Here is an 18,010-nt window from a genome sequence, read left to right as displayed (position 1 = left end):
TTACTCTTATATCCGTTTTGACCATTTTTCTCTCGCTCTCAGAACTGTTATCCTAGCGCCATTATTGGTGTAACAGAGTAGTAAGAATGATTAATGATAACGATGTGATCGAAACCTTAGACGAGCTTGAGACGTTTTTACGTTTGGTTGAGGTTGGTGGTTTGGGCCTTGATAACGTATCTGGTGTGGCGTTGGCGACAAACAATGCCAATGGTCGTCCGTTTGTGGCAGTGCTTGATGATAATCAACAGTTGGTGTTAGGGCGTTATGTGACGACCGAAGTCTTTGAGAATGGCAAAGACATGGTTCGTTACGGTACTAAAAAACCGCATTAATTAGACTTTTCTTTTTTAAGAAATGACCTCCTGAACCTCACCTTGAAGACATTAGGGAAGGGGTAAAAAATCCCCGCTTGGATTTTGATCCAAGCGGGGATTTTAGTTTTCTAGCTGGGTTATTTGACTGCACCAATTCGTTGTCTGTGAATTTAGCTATTTTGACAGGCCAGCATGTCTTTTTCGATTTGCTCCCAATCCAGTTCTCGTGGGCAGATGATTTCGATACGAGAATCGCGGCGGTAAGCAACTTTATCGAAATCGTGTTCATCTTTGACGCGGTTGAAAAACACCCAAGCGTGGCCGATTCGAATGACGCCTTTGATTCGGCTGATGCCTTCCAATCCATTTAATATTTTCTCTAGCGCCCAGTAATCAAAACAGTCCTCATGGTGAAATACCCAGCCACAGCTGAAGAGTCCGCTGCCATGGCCTGTTTTCCGGATCGGCTTGTGTGGCTCTGGGAGCGCGTTATCCTGATGCTCGTGGGAATGATGGTGATGAGCATGATGAGCATGAGCTTCTGGAAACTGGGCTTTGAGTTGGCCATTACGGACAATGTCTAATAAAGATGAGTCGATTACGCCGCGAGTAGTGCGGGCAATATGCTGCTTCGGTGGAAACATTTGGTTGAGGCTGTTCTCGACCACTTCGATCTGGGATTCTTCAGCTAGGTCGCATTTGTTGATTAGTATCACGTCTGCAAGGTTAAGCTGGTCGTGAAACGTTTCGCTGTCGAGTACTTCTTGCTGTTCCAATGAACGTGGGTCGAGCAAACAAATGGTAGCGCGTAGATCGAGTTTGTCCTTAAAACTTACGCTCATCAAGATATCTATAATGCCTTCTGGGTGACCGATCCCCGTTGGCTCAATGATTAATCGATCAGGATGAGTTTGCTCAATCAGTGCTTTTAAAGTGGGAGTTAAAGCGGAGCCTAGAGCACAACAGATGCAACCTCCAGGTAGCTCTTTAACGAACAGCCCTTGTTGCTCTGGCATCATTTCTTGATCAATGCCTACTTGACCAAACTCGTTCACTAAGATGGCCCATGATTCGCTTTCGGGTTTGTTGGCAAGAAGGCTATTGATGGCGGTGGTTTTACCAACACCTAGAAAACCAGTAATGATGTTAGTTGGAATGGTTTTGATATGATCCTTCATGGTGTCCCTTTTTGGTTTGTCTGGCGGCTATGACGGGGATAACGTGTGGCCAAAGTAACGTTGCCGTTCGAGCTGGCCATTATCTCATAATTATGTGTGACGATAGCATTAGGCCACTTGGCGCAATGCATTCTCAATGCTGGTTTCAAGCTGACGCAGCCTATTGAATTCTTCAAGAAGCCGTTGCTCTAGATTTTTAAAGTTCAAAGGTAAGCTGCGGTAACAAATATCATGGCCTTCGCCGATCACTTTGTAGTCTTTCCAATTACTTATGCGTTCTTCTTCTAGTGCGAGGAAAGCTTGAATAAATGCTTGTTGGTTTGGGCAGTCTTCTTCTGCGTGCAAACACACTGGAAATGCCTTCTTTTGTATTTGCGGGCCTTCAATGTAGGTTTCAAAATGAACGCCTCCTTGATTATGGTTGTACCATGTCTCTTTGTAGAGCTGGATATAGGGACCGCGATTATAAATTTCCCAACCGTCGTTAAACCAGCTGGACTGTCGTAAAGTTTGTTCAAGGTTGCGAAACATCTTTTTAATGTCTTTCATGCTTCTCTCTATTTTCTAAGAAGTTTTTATCCAGATCGATGATAAGCATTTATATCATAATGTTACATTGTAACAAAGCGGTGATTCCATACTTGATGGTTTGAGATATGTGGATGGTGCTCTAGGGAAGGGAAACTGTACGCTTCTCCCCTTAATAAGGGGAGAAGCGAGGTTTTATCAATGATATGAATTATTGAACCAATTCGTTGTCAGTAAACTCACCTTCAAACAAAGCGGTAGACAAGTAACGCTCACCAGAATCAGGTAATACCACAACGATTTTCTTGTCTTTAAATTCGTCCAATTGACCTAATCGTTCTGCCGCAACGACTGCTGCGCCACAAGAAATGCCACACAAGATGCCTTCTTCACGCATTAGGCGTTTTGCCATGGCAATGGCGTCTTCGTTAGACACTTGCTCAACGCGATCCACAATCGAAAGGTCTAGGTTCTTCGGAATGAAACCCGCACCTATGCCTTGAATTTTATGTGGTGATGGCGTTGGATCTTCACCCTTCATGGTTTGCGTAATAACTGGTGAACTAGTTGGCTCTACCGCCACACTCACAATGGCTTTACCTTGAGTATTTTTAATGTAGCGACTCACGCCTGTGATTGTGCCGCCAGTACCCACGCCAGCAACGAATACATCGATTTCACCATTGGTATCTTGCCAAATTTCTGGACCAGTGGTTTTTTCATGAATTTCTGGGTTGGCTGGGTTCTCGAATTGTTGCAGCAATACGAACTTGTCGTCTTGGGCAATTTCTTCGGCTTTGGCAATAGCGCCTTTCATACCTTTCGCGGGTTCTGTTAGCACGATAGTCGCACCTAAGGCTTTCATCACTTGGCGACGTTCCACACTCATGCTGGATGGCATGGTGATGGTAATCGGGTAACCACGAGACGCAGCAACGAAACACAAAGCAATACCTGTGTTACCGCTAGACGCTTCGACAATGGATTTGCCTTTGCTCAGAATGCCTCTCTTTTCTGCATCCCACACCATGTTGGCGCCGATGCGGCATTTTACTGAGAAAGCAGGGTTGCGAGATTCGAGCTTGGCCCAAATATTTCCATTACCGATGCGGTTTAAACGTACAAGAGGCGTATTGCCAATGGTAAGAGAGTTATCTTCAAAGATTTGATGAGACATACCATTTCCTTTTTGTGGTTGATCTGTAGTTAATTGGTCTTTAGAGAGTAATAGCAACATCGTATTAGATGCACCGTGAATGTTGTTCACTATAACCCTTAGGTTGGGATTGATGTTAGAATTTACAACTATATAGATAGAGGTTTTCGTACAACCACTTAGCTTCGCTTGAAGCTCTGTACCAAAGCTTCTAATACAAACGGCGCGTTATTTATTACCACTACTTTTTTTGCGCCACGTAAAAAGGATACAAGTTTACCTATCATGCCGACAAATGCCCTAATGACGCGCGATCGTCATCTAATTGACCAAAAACAAGCGCAGCTTACCAAGCGTCAAAAGGAAGGTTTGCCTTTTGACCGTATGCAATCTGAAGTGAATACGCTCATCGAAAAGTCTGAGACCTTGCATCAAGCTCGTTTATCTCGCATGCCAAAAATTACCTACGATGAAAGCTTGCCGGTTGCTGCTCGCGCCGATGAAATTATCCAGGCGATTCAAGAAAACCAAGTGGTGATTATTGCGGGTGAAACAGGCTCTGGTAAAACCACGCAATTGCCTAAAATGTGCTTGCAAGCAGGTCGCGGTATCGCGGGCTTAATTGGTCATACGCAACCAAGACGAATTGCCGCGCGCAGCGTGGCAGAGCGTATTAGTGATGAGTTGCAAGTTAACCTTGGTGAGCAAGTAGGTTTTCAGGTTCGTTTTAGTGACGAAAGCAACGAAGAAACCCTTATTAAGTTAATGACCGACGGTATTTTATTGGCCGAAATTCAGCAAGATAAGCGCCTGTATAAATACGACACCATCATTATTGACGAAGCCCATGAGCGCAGTCTGAATATCGATTTCTTGCTTGGCTATTTGAAGCAAGTCTTGGCGGCTCGACCGGATCTAAAAGTTATTGTTACTTCGGCGACCATCGACGTTGAACGTTTTTCTGAGCATTTTGAAAACGCACCGATTATCGAAGTATCTGGTCGAACGTATCCGGTTGAAATTCGTTATCAGCCTTTGCTAAGTAAATCTGACTCGGAAGAGTTGGATGAAGACCAAAGCATGGAACAAGGTGTTTTAGACGCCGTCGAACTTTTGATAGCGGAAGAACGCCAATCTGGCTATCGCGGTGCGGGTGATATTTTGGTGTTTTTACCGGGTGAACGAGAAATTCGTGAAACCGCCGAGATTCTTCGTCGTGCTGAATTGCGCGGAACCGAGGTTTTGCCTTTGTATGCTAGGCTCAGTGCCAGCGAGCAGCAACGTATTTTTAAATCTCATTCTGGTCGTCGCATTGTTTTGTCGACCAACGTTGCAGAAACTTCGCTAACGGTTCCCGGCATTCGTTATGTTATTGATCCGGGCTTGGCGCGTATTAGTCGCTATAGTGTGCGCTCCAAAGTTCAGCAACTACCAATAGAGAAAATTAGCCAAGCCAGCGCTAATCAGCGAGCAGGGCGATGTGGTCGTGTGGCGGACGGTATTTGTATTCGCTTGTATGACGAGGACGACTTTAACAATCGTGCTGAATTTACCGACCCGGAAATTTTCCGTACCAACTTGGCGTCGGTTATTTTGCAGATGGCCAACTTGAAACTGGGCGCGGTTGAAAAATTCCCTTTTGTTGAAATGCCTGAAAAACGCATGATCAACGATGGTTATCGTGCTTTGACGGAGCTGGGAGCTTTAAATAAAGAGCGACTTACACCGATTGGTCGTCAGTTGGCTAAGTTGCCAATTGACCCGAAATTAGGCCGTATCTTAATCGCTGCAGAGCAACATAGCGTGCTCAAAGAAGTGGCGATTATTGTCAGTGCGCTATCGGTTCCAGATCCTCGTGAACGTCCGCAAGACAAGAAAACGCAATCCGACCAAGCTCATGCTGTCGATAAAGACGAAGACTCTGACTTCGCTGTGTTCTTGAATTTGTGGGAACGTTTTGAAGAGCAGCGCCAAGCCTTATCGCAAAATCAATTGCGTCAATATTGTCGTAAGCAGTTTTTGAATTTCATGCGCATGCGCGAATGGCGTGATATTCATCGCCAAATCATGATTGCTTGTAAGCAGCTTGGTTTCAAAGAAACTCACCATGAAGAGCGTCATTATGAAGCCATTCATCGTTCTTTGCTGGCGGGGATGTTTACGCAAGTCGCCAATAAAATGGAAGACAGCAAAGAAATGCTTGGGTGTCGTTCGCGCAAATTGGCGATTTTCCCAGGCTCCATGCTATTCAAAAAACCACCACAATGGATTATGGCGGCGGAGTTAGTTGAAACGAGCAAGCTGTATGCGCGAGTGACGGCTCGCATCGACCCTGCTTGGATCGAAGAATATGCCGCACCGTTTGTCAAACGCCAATATTTTGACCCGCATTTCGAGCGTAACCAAGGCCGTATTATGGCCAATGAGCAAGTCTCGCTTTATGGTCTGATTATTGTTGCGAAGCGTCGTATTGATTACGGTCATGTGAATCCTGAAGAAGCGCGTGAGATCTTTATTCGATCTGGGCTGGTGGAAGGTGAACTGCGAACCAAACAGGCGTTCTATCGTAAGAATAAAGCCTTGATTGAGTCGTTAGAAACCCAAGAAGCTAAATTACGTAAACGCGATATTTTGGTTGATGATGAAACGGTATTCGCTTTCTATAACGCTCGCTTGCCAGAACACGTGCGCAACCTTAAAAGTTTAGAGCATTTCGTTAAAACCGAGCCTGATGCTCTGTTAATGACTCGTGACGATTTGATCAATCAGGATGTGAGTGTTGATGATCATGCCTTCCCAGATTCTTTTGGTCTAAACGGTGTTGCGCTACCTATTGATTACAAGTTCGATCCTGGCCAAGAAGCCGACGGTGCTACTCTAAAGGTCCCTGTTGGGTTGTTGCGTCAGTTGAGCTTAGAAGATCTAGGTTGGGCCGTCCCCGGCTTTATCAAAGAGCGCTGTGAAGCCTTGCTGCGTGCGTTGCCAAAAGCGCTACGCCGTCGTTTTGTGCCGATTCCGCAGTTTGTTGATCGCGTATACCCGAATTTGTCAAAAGACAAAGGCGATTTGCTTGAGCAACTTAGCTTGCAGATTAAACGCGAAACCTTGATTGATATTCCGCTTAATGAGTGGAATGCCGACAAGCTGGATTCTCACTTAACCTTGAATCTAGAGGTGGTGGACGAACGCGGCAAAGTGCTGGGTGTGGGTAAAAACTTGGCGCAGCTTCAGGCTCAGTTTAGTGACTTGGTTGAAGAGAGTTTTGCGAAATTTGGTACCAAGCAACATGAGCAAGAAGGTTTAACCTCTTGGCCGGAGCAGGGTATTCCTGAACGCCAAGAGATCAAGCAAGCTGGCATCAAGGTCACGGCATTTCCCGCTTTGGTAGCACAAGGCGATCATGTTTCATTAAAAATGTTTGATGATCAAAATACCGCATTAGAAACGCATCGAAAAGGTGTGATCACCTTACTTAAGCTAACCTTGAGCAAAGAGATGCGTTACTTACAAAAGAACTTGCCACATTTAAGAGAGTCGATGTTGATATTCTCGCCATTAGGGCAAAAAGAAACCTTGTTGGATGATTTACTTAATGCGGTTTTAGATAAGGTTTTCTTAGATGGCCGAGCTTTGCCGCGTACTAAAGCGGAATTTGAAAGCTGCGTCACTAATCATAAACCGCAATTAGTAAGCGTTGCGAATGATATGGCAGGGCAGCTTTATCGCGTATTGTCCTCTTATCAGGGGGTCGCAAAGCGAATGAAGGGAAGCATTCCTTTACCTTGGACGCGGGTTTATGGTGACATTAAAGTGCAATTAGAACAGCTTATTTACCCTGGCTTTATTGGCAATACGCCGCTGTTTTGGCTGGGACAATTACCGCGTTACTTCAAAGGAATTGAGGTGCGCTTAGAGCGTTTTCAGAATCATTTGAACAAAGAGAACCAATATGTGTCTGAATTAGAAAGCCTTTGGCAGACCTATTCTAGACAGAAAAAAGCTCATGACGAAAAAGCCTTGTACGACCCAGAGTTGATTAAATATCGCTGGATGTTAGAGGAATACCGTATTTCTTTATTTGCCCAGTCGGTTGGTACATTAGAGCCAATTTCAGATAAGCGCTTGTCTAAACAGTGGCAAGAAGTTAAAAAATTGGTTTGATTTTATAAAGATATAATGTTTTTTAGTCAGACTCTGAGTGTGAAGTCTTACAAGTTAAGGATTGTGAAAATGTTTAAGGTAATAGGCACTTTGCTTTTTGGTTCTATGTTATTGCTTGTGCAATCTTGTGCACAGGTGCCAGTAGAAACCAAAGAAGATCCATGGGAAGGCTTCAATCGCTCAATGTTTATCTTTAATGATGCGGTAGATGGGGCTGTTTTAAAGCCTGTTGCCAAAGGGTACAAAGCCATTACGCCGACGCCAGTACAAAAGGGTGTGAGTAATTTTTTCTCCAACTTAGGTGAAATCGGAAATATCACCAATAACCTTCTGCAAGGGAAGTGGGATGCGACAGCGTCATCCACCTTTCGTTTTCTGATTAACAGTACCGCGGGTTGGTTTGGTATTTTTGATGTGGCCAGCGAGCTGGGGTTGAAAAAGTATGATGAAGATTTTGGGCAGACTTTAGGGTATTGGGGCGTGTCATCTGGTCCATATTTGGTTTTACCATTTTTAGGCCCATCCACTGTCCGTGATGGATCGGCCTTTGCCGTCGAATATACCTATGTCGACGAAACGGGTATGTTGGACTTGAACAGTGATGAAGAGTTAGGCTTATTTGGCTTGGATGTGGTTGATACTCGCGCACGATATCTGAATGCTGAAGGTATGATAGTCGGCGACAGATACAGCTTTATTAGAGATGTCTATCTGCAAAACCGAGCTTATGAAGTTTATGATGGCAATCCTCCTCAGAAAAAGAAAGCGACTGATGCGGCACCTGCAGACGGTAGCTGGGGGGATGATGGTACTGATGACAGCTGGGGCGATGAATCTGCAAGCGACAGCTGGGGTGATGAATCCGCAAGTGACAGCTGGGGCGATGAATCAGCAAGTGATAGCTGGGGTGATGAATCCGCAAGTGACAGCTGGGGCGATGAATCAGCAAGTGATAGCTGGGGCGATGAGTCTGTGTCTAATGATGATCAGCAGCCTATCGATAGTAGCTGGTCTGAATAAGGTGTTCGAATGGTAGGTTCCGAGGAAAGCGGCTGCTTTCCTCGTTCATCTATCACAAAGTATAAATATTGATATTCATGAAGTAAGAATGACGAAATTCTCTTTCTTTTGTGAGCAAGTACAGGAATAAAATACCTACCAAAACATTGGGTGAATGTAGAGATGTTGATGCAAATGTGGTTTTGTATCGAATGGTTGGTATTTGTAACTTTACTTTACAGATTGGTGTTTTTTATTTAAGTCCTATTAACAATTCCATTTACATGAGCTAAGTTTAACTCTTGATTTAACTTCATTTTTTTTATGTCTGTTTAACTTTAAAGCATAGAAAAATCTTATTTTGTTTCCTTTTTAGCTGATAAAAATTATGAAAAATGCTCGTTTTCAAAGGAAAGCCATTTTTATTAGTTGTATCCTTTATCTTTGTTTTCTTCTTATATCCTTTCGTACCCATGCTAATGGTGTGAAAACGCTTAATATCTTGAATTGGGATGACTATGTCTCAACGGATGTTATTAAGGCTTGGGAAGACCAGACAGGTGCAAACGTACGTATTATCATTTATGACGATGAAGTTGTTCGTGACGCACTTTTGACTGATCCTAGGCAGAATCAAATTGATTTGGCCATTGTTGATGCCCAGTCAGCTCAAAAACTGGCCGAGTTAAACTATCTAATAAATTTAGAAGACACTAGTATGCAAGAAAGTATCGACCCACGTTGGCTGAACCAATGCGGCAAGTTTGCAACGCCTTACTTGTGGGGAACGTTCGGGATCGCATATAGAACTGATAAGGTAACCTCGGATGTCCGCTCTTGGGGGGATTTATTTTCATCAAGGGAGGATTTAACTGGCCACATAGGCATGCTTAGTGATTATTACTCACTGATAGCACCAGCCTTGTTGGTTTTGAATTTGCCAGCAAATACAGATGAAGAGCAAGATCTAAAACAAGCTTATGAACTATTAAAACAGCAAGCTGGTGACGTGCTGACTTATGAATATGCCCCTTCCTATTTGTTAAATTCCAATAAACGAGACAGGCTTTATGCCGCTGCTGTATACAGCGGTGATCAATATTCAATGAATGATTTGGTAGGGAGCGAAGTCTGGGACTATGTTTTACCTGACGAAGGTTCCTTTGTTTGGTTAGATTGCTGGGTGGTACCGATAAAATCTAAAAAGAAAAACCTAGCGATGTCTTTCTTGAAATTTATAGGGCAGCCAAGTATTGCTGCTTCGAATTCAGAAAGTTTAGGTGTGGCAACAGTGAATCGGGATGCTTATTATTTACAGAGTGAGTCATTTCGTGAAGATGAATTAATTTACCCTACAGAAGACGTGTTCAATAAATTACTGCCATTTGATGCATTGTCAGATGTTAATATACGACTTCGTACTCGAATGATAGAAGCTGTTAAGGTTATTCATGAATCTAAATAAACGGCTTATTTTTTTGCTCCTTCCTGTTATTTTGTTTGGCTACGGGCTTTCTACTTATTTTGTATATCAATATCAAAAAAGTAATATATTTAAGTTAGAACAAGCAAAATTAGAGCAGCGAATGTTTAAGCTGCAAAGCGTCTTCAAAGAGGAGGCGTCAGTTGTCGATAATCTGATGGCGTTGTTTTTAGAAGGCCGTTACTTGTCTGATTTTTTATTGTCAGCGCCATCTGATTATCGCCACTCTGCTTTGGGGCAAAATTTAAGCTTACTAATTTCTCAGTCATTAATTAATAAATCTAGCCCTATTTCCTTTGCTGTTTTTAGTGGTGATGGTGCAGAGTTGTTTTATTATGAGCGTAGCTCAGAGCCTTTTGACAAGATCAGTGCTGTACAAAAAGAAATGTCTATTGAGATGATTAACAATAGGGTTATTACTAAATGGAAATTTTTTCATCATGGAAGTGATTTCAATGTAGTGGCAGGGCGTTTACTCGATAGTGTCGCGTTACTTCCCTTTAAAGGTCGAGATATAAATAACAGCGTGCAGTTATCTTTTTCTATTAGTATGGATCAATTTTATGAAGAGCTGTTGGACTTAACTTCATTTTATAAAGCTGAAGTTATTTGGACGGACAGAAGTCCACCTTCAGAGCATGAGTTAAGTTACTCTATTCAATTCTCGCCAGGTCAAATTTTGACTGTGCGTCCTGATAAAGCGATTTTAGATAAACCACTTTTTGCATTTTTTAGTAAATTGACTTTTATCGCCATCTGTCTTGGTTTGTTTACTTATCTATTACTTGTTTACTTAATTTCTCGCTTTATAACCGCGCCAATAAGCCAGTTAGATAATGAACTTGACCTAGTTATAAGCTATAAAAAAGATAATATTTCTCCCACTCCCAATAAAAGTGAGGTGGGAAAGTTAAGTAAAAAATTCTTTGATTTGTTTGAGCAGTTACAGAACAACTTGAAGAGTACTCATGAGATGGCCATTACAGATGCGCTGACGGCTTTACCTAATCGATTCCGATTTTATGAATATGCCAAACATATTTTAGTTCGAGCTGAGGAAAATGGGGCTTTAGTCTCTTTTGTTTATATTGATATTGATAATTTTAAGTTTGTTAATGATAAGTTAGGTCATGAAGCAGGAGATGAGCTGTTGTTCTTTCTTGCCAGAGACTTGCATAAGCTAATCGAGAAACAGCCTGACTGTATGGTATCGCGTTTATCAGGAGATGAATTTGCGATTGTGATGACGCATCTAGAACCAGTAGAGGTCGATGAGTTAGCACTATCTATTGTTGCATTGTTCGACGGCGGTTATGAATCAGATAATTATTACTTTCCTGTCTCTGCTAGTATGGGGATCGCATCTTTTCCCAATGACGGCGTCTCTCTCAATGAGCTCATTGCCAATGCCGATATGGCAATGTATCACGCAAAGCGTTCAGGTAAAAATCAGTATAAACACTACTCAACGAGCATTGCCACACAAGCTCGCCGTTTAAAAATTATTGAAAATCACTTAAAAACGGCGAATTGCGAAAATGAGTTTTTTTTGGTTTATATGCCTTATACGTGCAGCAAAGATCAAGTTAAAGGCTTTGAGGTATTAATCCGTTGGCACTCTTCAGAACTGGGTATTGTAGACCCTGATGAATTTATTCCTATTGCTGAACAAACAGGAACCTACGCAAAAATAGACAACTGGGTTTTTGAAACTGCTTTTAAAAGTCTTCCAAAGATAAAGGCTATTTTTGGTGAATCTTGTGTTTTATCTATTAATATTTCAGCGGCTGAATTAAGTCATCATGCGGTATTAGATCGTCTGAAAGAGCTAAAAGAGCAATATCAAATAGACGATTCAAGTATAGAGTTAGAGTTAACAGAAACCTTTAGTTACGTCCAAACAGACTCTGTGTTTGAAATATTAAATGGCATGCAGAGTGCGGGTTTTAATATTGTGATAGACGATTTTGGTGTCGGTTATACTCCTTTGTTGCACCTGATTGATTATCCCGTTAATAAGGTGAAATTGGATAAGGTACTTACAGAAAGAGTCACCAATCCAGACTATAAAAAACTCTTGTCACCGCTTATCCAATTATGTCATTTGCAAGATATTGTTGTGACAGCAGAAGGGATAGAATGCGAATCACAGCTGCAGTGTTTAAAAGAGGCGGGCTGTGACTTTTTTCAAGGTTACTTATTATCTAAACCAATGGTTTTAGATGAGCTAGAAGGTTGGTATAAAAACTACCAACCTTGCATAACAGCCCAAAGCAAAGACTAGAGCGACTCGCTAACTTGCAATGGCTATATTCTCAGCGAGTGATATTTTCAATAATTTCCCTGAGTCTGTGCCTATGTACAATATGCCAGCAGAGTCTTGGGCCATCGAACGAAGACGCTCATCTAAATGTTGCAGATAACGCGTTTCGGTAGTCTCGCCATTTTTATCAATTCTGATTTTATTTAAGTGTCTCAGTGCAAGCGCGGTAGATAAAAAATCTCCGTTCCAATTTGAGAACAACATGCCTTTATATCGAATCAAGCTGCTTGGTGCGATAGAAGGAATAAACACTTTAGCTGGATTGTCTATGCCGTCTTTTGTTTCTCCTTCTCCTACGCTAATTGGTCCCCAATACTCTTTACCATAAGACACGATCGGCCAGCCGTAGTTGGCGCCGGGACGAATTAAATTTATTTCATCACCGCCTCTTGGGCCATGTTCATTAGACCAAAGTGTTTCTGTATCCGTATCGTAAAATAGGCCTTGGGGATTACGATGACCATAGCTCCAGATTTCATTGCGTATATTGGCGTGAGTCACGAACGGATTGTTCGCAGGCACGCTGCCATCTAGATTTAAACGGATAACGCTACCAGCATGGTTTGTCAGGTCTTGAGCGTTATCACGAACACCTCGATCACCGACAGAGAAGAAAACGTGTCCTTTATCGTCAAAGGCGATGCGACCACCATAATGCTTAGACTCACTGGTGGCAGAATCTGTGACTAATAAATCATGCCATGCGGTCAGCTTGTTACCATTTAGTTTTGCTCTGGCTAACGTTGTTTTTGCTCCCTCATCCGTTGGCTTTGAATAAGTGAAATATAGCCAGCCTTGCTCTTTGAACTCTGGTGATTTTGCCACATCCAACAAACCGCCTTGGCCTCTGTTGTCGACTTCTGGAAGACCTGTCAGAGCTTGCTTTTTACCCGTGGATAAATTGACCTTATAAGCAGAGCCTTTTTTGACGGTAACGATGGCTTCTTGATCATTTATAATAGAAATACCCCAAGGGATACCATCAAACTGAGTGACGGTTTGTACCTCCAAGGAGTTATCTGTAATGGCGTCTGAGGCGCTAGCATTTAGCGCCATAAGGCTAGCTAAAAATATAATCCAAGTTTTCATAGGGCGACCTCTTTATTCGCTAATTTCCATTCAGTATATAGAAAATAGACGCAATGAGAGGGCTTGGAAAGGCATTTCCTTCACAATTGCCGATTGCTTACCTAGTTGAATGAAGTATTCAGATCCACTCTAATTAAGGCTGTAAAGCGTGTTTTTTGGTGAAATTATGCACAAATATTACTGACCAAGCCTAGCCAAAATAGCGTTCGTTGTCGGCCACATTTCGAGTCACAACCGCATTAGCGGCAATAATCGCGTTATGACCAATTTCAATGCCGGGAAGGATCTTGGCGCCGCCACCAATCCAGACTTTATTACCAATCGTAATCGGTCGAGCAAAACACTCGCCAGAGGCACGCTGTTCAGCGTCTCTAGGATGATCCACTGTATAAAGGTGAACACCAGGGCCGATTAATACATCGTCGCCAATATGGATCTTGGCGCAGTCTAAGAATATGCATTGGAAATTAATAAAAACACGTTCGCCCAGATGAATCTGCGAACCATAGTCACATTGAAAGCCTGGCTCAATCACCACGCTGCCAAACTCGGCAAACAAGCGTGTCACATGACGAAGGTTGCCCTTGCTTGGATGAGCATTGAACTTAGCGCATGCAAGGCGTGCCGCTTCTCTGCGCAGGCGAAGGTCTAGGTCGATGGCATTAAATGCCTCGCCATGGATCATTTTTTCAAATTCCGTTCGTTCGGTCATTTTTCGTTCTTCTTGAGGAAATAAAAAAACGCGACCTAGGCCGCGTTTTTAGCATAACTTACTTACCTTTGCTTAATAGTGTTATCTCTAAGCAGCAGCAAGCGCAGTTGTCATGATTAAAGCATAGACGCCAAAGTGACTTCTAGTTTAGCCTGATCCGCTGCGAAGTTACGAATGCCTTCAGACAGTTTTTCAGTTGCCATCGCATCTTCGTTCATTGCCCAACGGAATGCTGTTTCTGTGATTGCTGCAGGAGCTGGTTTCACATCTGTCGTTGGCACCAATTTGCGCTCAAGTTTGCCTTCGTCTTTTTTCAACTCTTCAAGCAGGTTAGGGCTGATAGTCAAACGGTCACAACCAGCAAGTTGTTCGATTTCGCCGATATTACGGAAGCTCGCGCCCATCACAACGGTTTTGTAGCCATGCTGCTTGTAGTAGTTATAGATTTCAGTCACAGAAACCACACCTGGATCAGTCTCAGCTGTGTATTCTTGGCCAGTGGATTTTTTGTACCAATCAAGAATACGGCCAACGAATGGAGAAATCAGGTAAACGCCCGCTTCAGCACACGCTTGTGCTTGAGCGAAAGAGAAAAGCAATGTTAGGTTACAGTTGATGCCTTCTTTTTCTAGCTCTTCTGCGGCTTTAATGCCTTCCCAAGTAGACGCGGCTTTGATAAGAACGCGGTCACGAGACACGCCAGCTTCTTCATAAAGCGCAATCAGTTTACGCGCTTTCGCTAGTGTTGCTTCTTTGTCAAAAGACAAGCGTGCATCTACTTCAGTAGAAATACGGCCTGGAACATATTTTAGGATTTCAGTACCAACAATAACGGCAAGCTTGTCACCAGCGTCTAGAATTTGCTGATCTTTGTCGTTACTTTGCGTTTTTGCCCAAGCAATCGCTTGATCAAGGAAAGGGGCGTATTCAGGAATTTGTGCAGCTTTAAGCATCAAAGATGGGTTAGTTGTCGCATCTTGTGGTAAAAAATCTTTGATTGCCGTGATATCACCGGTGTCGGCCACAATGGTCGTGAACTCTTTTAATTGAGATAACTTATTGCTCATTGCTCTTATCCTTTGCGTTGATGATTTTTGACCAATTCAATGGCCTCTAATAATACATTTACCTTTGCGTCAGCTTTGTGACCATTTTCAGATAGGTAGCGACGGAACTGTTTGCCGCCGGCTTCGCCCTGAAAAATACCCAAAATATGTCGGGTGAGGTGCATCAAGCGTTCGCCTTCTTCCAGCTTGCGTTCAACATAAGGAACGAAAGCTTCTAGTGCCTCGTAGCGATCATGAACCAAGGCCTGACCGCCGAATAATACCTCGTCGACTTGGCTTAATATCCAAGGGTTGTGATAAGCCTCGCGGCCAACCATCACACCATCGACGTGTGCCAATTGTTCTTGGCATTCCTCTAGTGTTTTTATGCCACCGTTTAGAATGATTTCAAGGTCAGGGAAATCTTTCTTCAACTGATGCACATAGTGGTATTTCAACGGTGGCACTTCGCGATTCTCTTTCGGACTCAAGCCTTCCAGAATCGCATTGCGAGCGTGGACAATAAAAGTCGTCACGCCAGTGGTGGCGACATCGCCAACAAAATCTCGCACCACGCTATAATCTTCTTGGTCGTCTAAACCAATGCGGTGTTTGATCGTCACCGGAATATCGCAGTTATCCTGCATGGCGCGCATGGCATCTTTTACCTTATCAGGGTAAGCCATTAAACAGGCACCGATTAAACTATTCTGCACTCTATCGCTTGGGCAACCGACATTAAGGTTAACCTCATCAAAGCCAGCTTGCTGCGCCATTTTTGCGCATTTCCCCAACGCAACCGCGTCAGACCCGCCTAATTGCAAAGCAATAGGGTGCTCGCAACCATCATGACGTAAGAATCTTTCAGGATGATTGCCTTGCAGCAACGCGCCCGTCGTCACCATCTCGGTATAAAGCAGCGTATTCTTGCTAAGTGTTCTAGCGAAAACCCGGTAATCGGATGTAGTCCAATCCATCATGGGTGCAATGCTAAATCGACGATCAAGCTCAGCGCTTGAATTTACTGGGTTAGACCCATTATCTAGTGACATTCTTCTACTATCGAATAAGTTCAAAAAAGCGTCGCGACATAAGAGAGCAACTCCCTGCGACTGATGCACAACATTATGTCATAAAATTACAAGATATCTAAGAGACAAGAGGATCTAGTTTTAAACTAATGGAAAAAGAATAGGAAAAATTTCGTAATGCGAAATAGCAGCTGTTTAGGGGGAGATTATAAGCTGCCAAAAATATAGTGCTGAATTTAAAGTGCTCAATTTTGAGCTGATAATAATTGATGTGGAAGTAGGCAAAGGCGCAACTCGCCAAGATCGAGCGTATCGCATCACCCGCGACGGCTTCGTCTTCTTGGCCATGGGCTTCACCGGCACCAAAGCAGCCCAATTCAAAGAAGCCTACATCAACGCCTTCAACCAAATGGAAAAACAGCTCCACGAGCAAAAACAACTTCCCGTCACCTCGGTCGACACCGCCATACTGGAAACCGAGAAGTACAAACTGATCAACAACATCGTTACCTCCATGAAACTGGAAAGTAACCCCGTCGTCCTCCCCGCCAGCGACCTAAACGACATGGTACAAGCCATCCGCATGTACCAACAGCAAATCGCCCAACTACGCACCCCCGACTGGGTAAACGACAACGTCGACCACATCAAGGAATACGCCAACCGCACCTTCCTAGACGAGTAAGCGACAAGCAACTAAAGCCCACGAAAGTGGGCTTTAGTTGTTGTTTTTATTGGGGTAAGGGAATAAGTTAAGTTAGGGGTAGATGTTGTTTAGCATCTATTGATAAACGTGACTGTTTAAGCGGACTGGGTATACAAAATGTTAGAAAAATTTGTAGGAAAAAATGTAAAAGTTGTGATGTGTGGATCTGATGGTGATTCTGTAAGTAGTTTTACAGTTCAAAGTGTTGAAGGAACATTGATATTTGTTGAAGGTCCAGCGGGAGTTCTTAAGGCAATTAATACTGCTTCATCAAATTTCGTTGAGATTTCTACCAAATAAGTAGATTTTTTGGGGCTAGATATACTTTTATCAGCCCCAAACAATTCAACGAGCAAAAACAACTTCCCGCCACCTCAGCCGACACCGCCGTACTGGAAACCGAGAAGTACAAATTGATCAACAACATCGTTACCTCCATGAAACAGGAAAGCAACCCCGTCGTCGTCCCCGCCAGCGACCTAAACGACATGGTACAAGCCATCCGCATGTACCAACAGCAAATAGCACGACTCCAAACACCCGACTGGGTAAACGACAACATCACCCGCGTCAAAGACTACGCCCAACGCAACTTTGTAGACTTCTAAGCGACAAGCCTTTCCAATCAGCAAAAGCAAGCCTACTTATTAGTGGGCTTTAGTTGTTGTTTTTATTGGGGTAAAGAGATAATTTTGGGATTGGGTTAGATGGAATTAAGCATACTTAAAGTGGCTTATTAATACTTGCGAATCATTGCAAATACTAAGTGATAAAAAATTATGATTTACTTTGTGCAAGGTGAGATTACTAAAAAAATTAAAATTGGCTATACCGCGAGTGACTTTTTAGAAGATAGATTGCAACCAATGAGGTCATCGTCTCCAGATCGACTTATATTTCTTGGGGGAATGCCCGGAAATAGAGAAGATGAGAAATCGCTACATCTTATGTTTAAAAAATACCATTCGCATGGAGAATGGTTTAAGGAGCATATAGAAATTTATCAATACATTGTTTTTAATTGCATTAAAACTATTGAGTGCTTGGAAATAGTCTTACCAGATATAGAAAAAGGAAAGCTAAAATTCACAGAGGTGTTATTGATGACTGATGAAGAGATATTTGGTATTCGAAGAAACCGAATTAGTAATGCATTCAAGAATCATCTAAAAGATATAAAGCTTCCAATGAGAGACTGTAACTAATTTTGTGTAACTGCCTATCACAACATATTCTATTGAGAATTAAGGATAGGTAGATGCAAATGAACAAAAAAGAACT

The 18,010-nt window shown here is 42.8% G+C and carries 16 protein-coding genes; 9 read left to right on the top strand and 7 right to left on the bottom strand.

What is annotated here, in order from left to right:
- The first annotated feature begins 86 nt into the window (after positions 1–86).
- The gene (locus tag AC2A4J_RS16935; RefSeq protein ID WP_255828987.1) at positions 87–335 is read left to right on the top strand and encodes a hypothetical protein; all 249 of its coding nucleotides are present in this window, start codon (positions 87–89) and stop codon (positions 333–335) included.
- 152 nt (positions 336–487) lie between these two features.
- Here AC2A4J_RS16935 and AC2A4J_RS16930 read toward each other — a convergent pair whose 3' ends face one another.
- The 3 genes from AC2A4J_RS16930 to cysK form a co-directional block, all read right to left on the bottom strand.
- Positions 488–1,495: a CobW family GTP-binding protein gene (locus AC2A4J_RS16930; RefSeq protein ID WP_484176852.1), complete on the bottom strand. Its 1,008-nt coding sequence runs from the start codon at positions 1,493–1,495 to the stop codon at positions 488–490.
- 108 nt (positions 1,496–1,603) lie between these two features.
- Positions 1,604–2,044, bottom strand: a complete 441-nt coding sequence (locus AC2A4J_RS16925) for a hypothetical protein (RefSeq protein WP_484176851.1) — start codon at positions 2,042–2,044, stop codon at positions 1,604–1,606.
- A 190-nt stretch (positions 2,045–2,234) separates the two neighbouring features.
- Entirely contained in the window at positions 2,235–3,200 is a 966-nt protein-coding gene (cysK, locus tag AC2A4J_RS16920; RefSeq protein ID WP_484176850.1) for a cysteine synthase A, read from the bottom strand.
- Positions 3,201–3,464: 264 nt separating this feature from the next.
- On the opposite strand from cysK, the gene hrpA reads away from it, so the two are divergent.
- From hrpA to AC2A4J_RS16900, 4 genes are all read left to right on the top strand, one after another.
- The gene (hrpA, locus tag AC2A4J_RS16915) at positions 3,465–7,340 is read left to right on the top strand and encodes an ATP-dependent RNA helicase HrpA (RefSeq protein WP_484176849.1); all 3,876 of its coding nucleotides are present in this window, start codon (positions 3,465–3,467) and stop codon (positions 7,338–7,340) included.
- Between the two features lie 69 nt (positions 7,341–7,409).
- Positions 7,410–8,360, top strand: coding sequence for an MlaA family lipoprotein (locus tag AC2A4J_RS16910; protein WP_484176848.1), 951 nt, complete (start codon positions 7,410–7,412; stop codon positions 8,358–8,360).
- 463 nt (positions 8,361–8,823) lie between these two features.
- The gene (locus AC2A4J_RS16905; protein ID WP_484176847.1) at positions 8,824–9,804 is read left to right on the top strand and encodes an ABC transporter substrate-binding protein; all 981 of its coding nucleotides are present in this window, start codon (positions 8,824–8,826) and stop codon (positions 9,802–9,804) included.
- Entirely contained in the window at positions 9,791–12,106 is a 2,316-nt protein-coding gene (locus AC2A4J_RS16900; protein WP_484176846.1) for an EAL domain-containing protein, read from the top strand. Before AC2A4J_RS16905 ends, AC2A4J_RS16900 begins: the two co-directional genes overlap by 14 nt.
- Before the next feature lie 9 nt (positions 12,107–12,115).
- Here AC2A4J_RS16900 and AC2A4J_RS16895 read toward each other — a convergent pair whose 3' ends face one another.
- From AC2A4J_RS16895 to dusA, 4 genes are all read right to left on the bottom strand, one after another.
- Entirely contained in the window at positions 12,116–13,234 is a 1,119-nt protein-coding gene (locus AC2A4J_RS16895; protein ID WP_484176845.1) for a PQQ-dependent sugar dehydrogenase, read from the bottom strand.
- A 190-nt stretch (positions 13,235–13,424) separates the two neighbouring features.
- Positions 13,425–13,946 (bottom strand): sugar O-acetyltransferase, encoded by a 522-nt coding sequence (locus AC2A4J_RS16890; RefSeq protein ID WP_484176844.1) that lies wholly within the window; start codon positions 13,944–13,946, stop codon positions 13,425–13,427.
- Between the two features lie 116 nt (positions 13,947–14,062).
- Entirely contained in the window at positions 14,063–15,013 is a 951-nt protein-coding gene (gene tal, locus AC2A4J_RS16885; protein ID WP_484176843.1) for a transaldolase, read from the bottom strand.
- 5 nt (positions 15,014–15,018) lie between these two features.
- Positions 15,019–16,044 (bottom strand): tRNA dihydrouridine(20/20a) synthase DusA, encoded by a 1,026-nt coding sequence (gene dusA, locus AC2A4J_RS16880; protein WP_484176842.1) that lies wholly within the window; start codon positions 16,042–16,044, stop codon positions 15,019–15,021.
- A 184-nt stretch (positions 16,045–16,228) separates the two neighbouring features.
- Here dusA and AC2A4J_RS16875 point away from each other — a divergent pair, with 184 nt between their 5' ends.
- The 4 genes from AC2A4J_RS16875 (at position 16,229) to AC2A4J_RS16860 (ending at position 17,934) form a co-directional block, all read left to right on the top strand.
- The gene (locus AC2A4J_RS16875) at positions 16,229–16,708 is read left to right on the top strand and encodes a Rha family transcriptional regulator (protein ID WP_484176927.1); all 480 of its coding nucleotides are present in this window, start codon (positions 16,229–16,231) and stop codon (positions 16,706–16,708) included.
- A 138-nt stretch (positions 16,709–16,846) separates the two neighbouring features.
- Positions 16,847–17,029 carry a hypothetical protein gene (locus AC2A4J_RS16870; RefSeq protein WP_484176841.1) on the top strand — a complete coding sequence of 61 codons (183 nt, stop codon included), beginning with the start codon at positions 16,847–16,849 and terminating at the stop codon, positions 17,027–17,029.
- A gap of 113 nt (positions 17,030–17,142) precedes the next feature.
- Complete coding sequence (locus AC2A4J_RS16865) at positions 17,143–17,337, top strand: hypothetical protein (protein WP_484176840.1); 195 nt, start codon at positions 17,143–17,145, stop codon at positions 17,335–17,337.
- 171 nt (positions 17,338–17,508) lie between these two features.
- Positions 17,509–17,934: a GIY-YIG nuclease family protein gene (locus AC2A4J_RS16860; RefSeq protein ID WP_484176839.1), complete on the top strand. Its 426-nt coding sequence runs from the start codon at positions 17,509–17,511 to the stop codon at positions 17,932–17,934.
- The last annotated feature ends 76 nt before the right edge of the window (positions 17,935–18,010 follow it).

It is taken from the genome of Marinomonas sp. ATLA20 (assembly GCF_057180105.1).
Note: the sequence above shows the minus strand (reverse complement) of the source record. Positions and strands in the feature narration are given on the sequence as shown.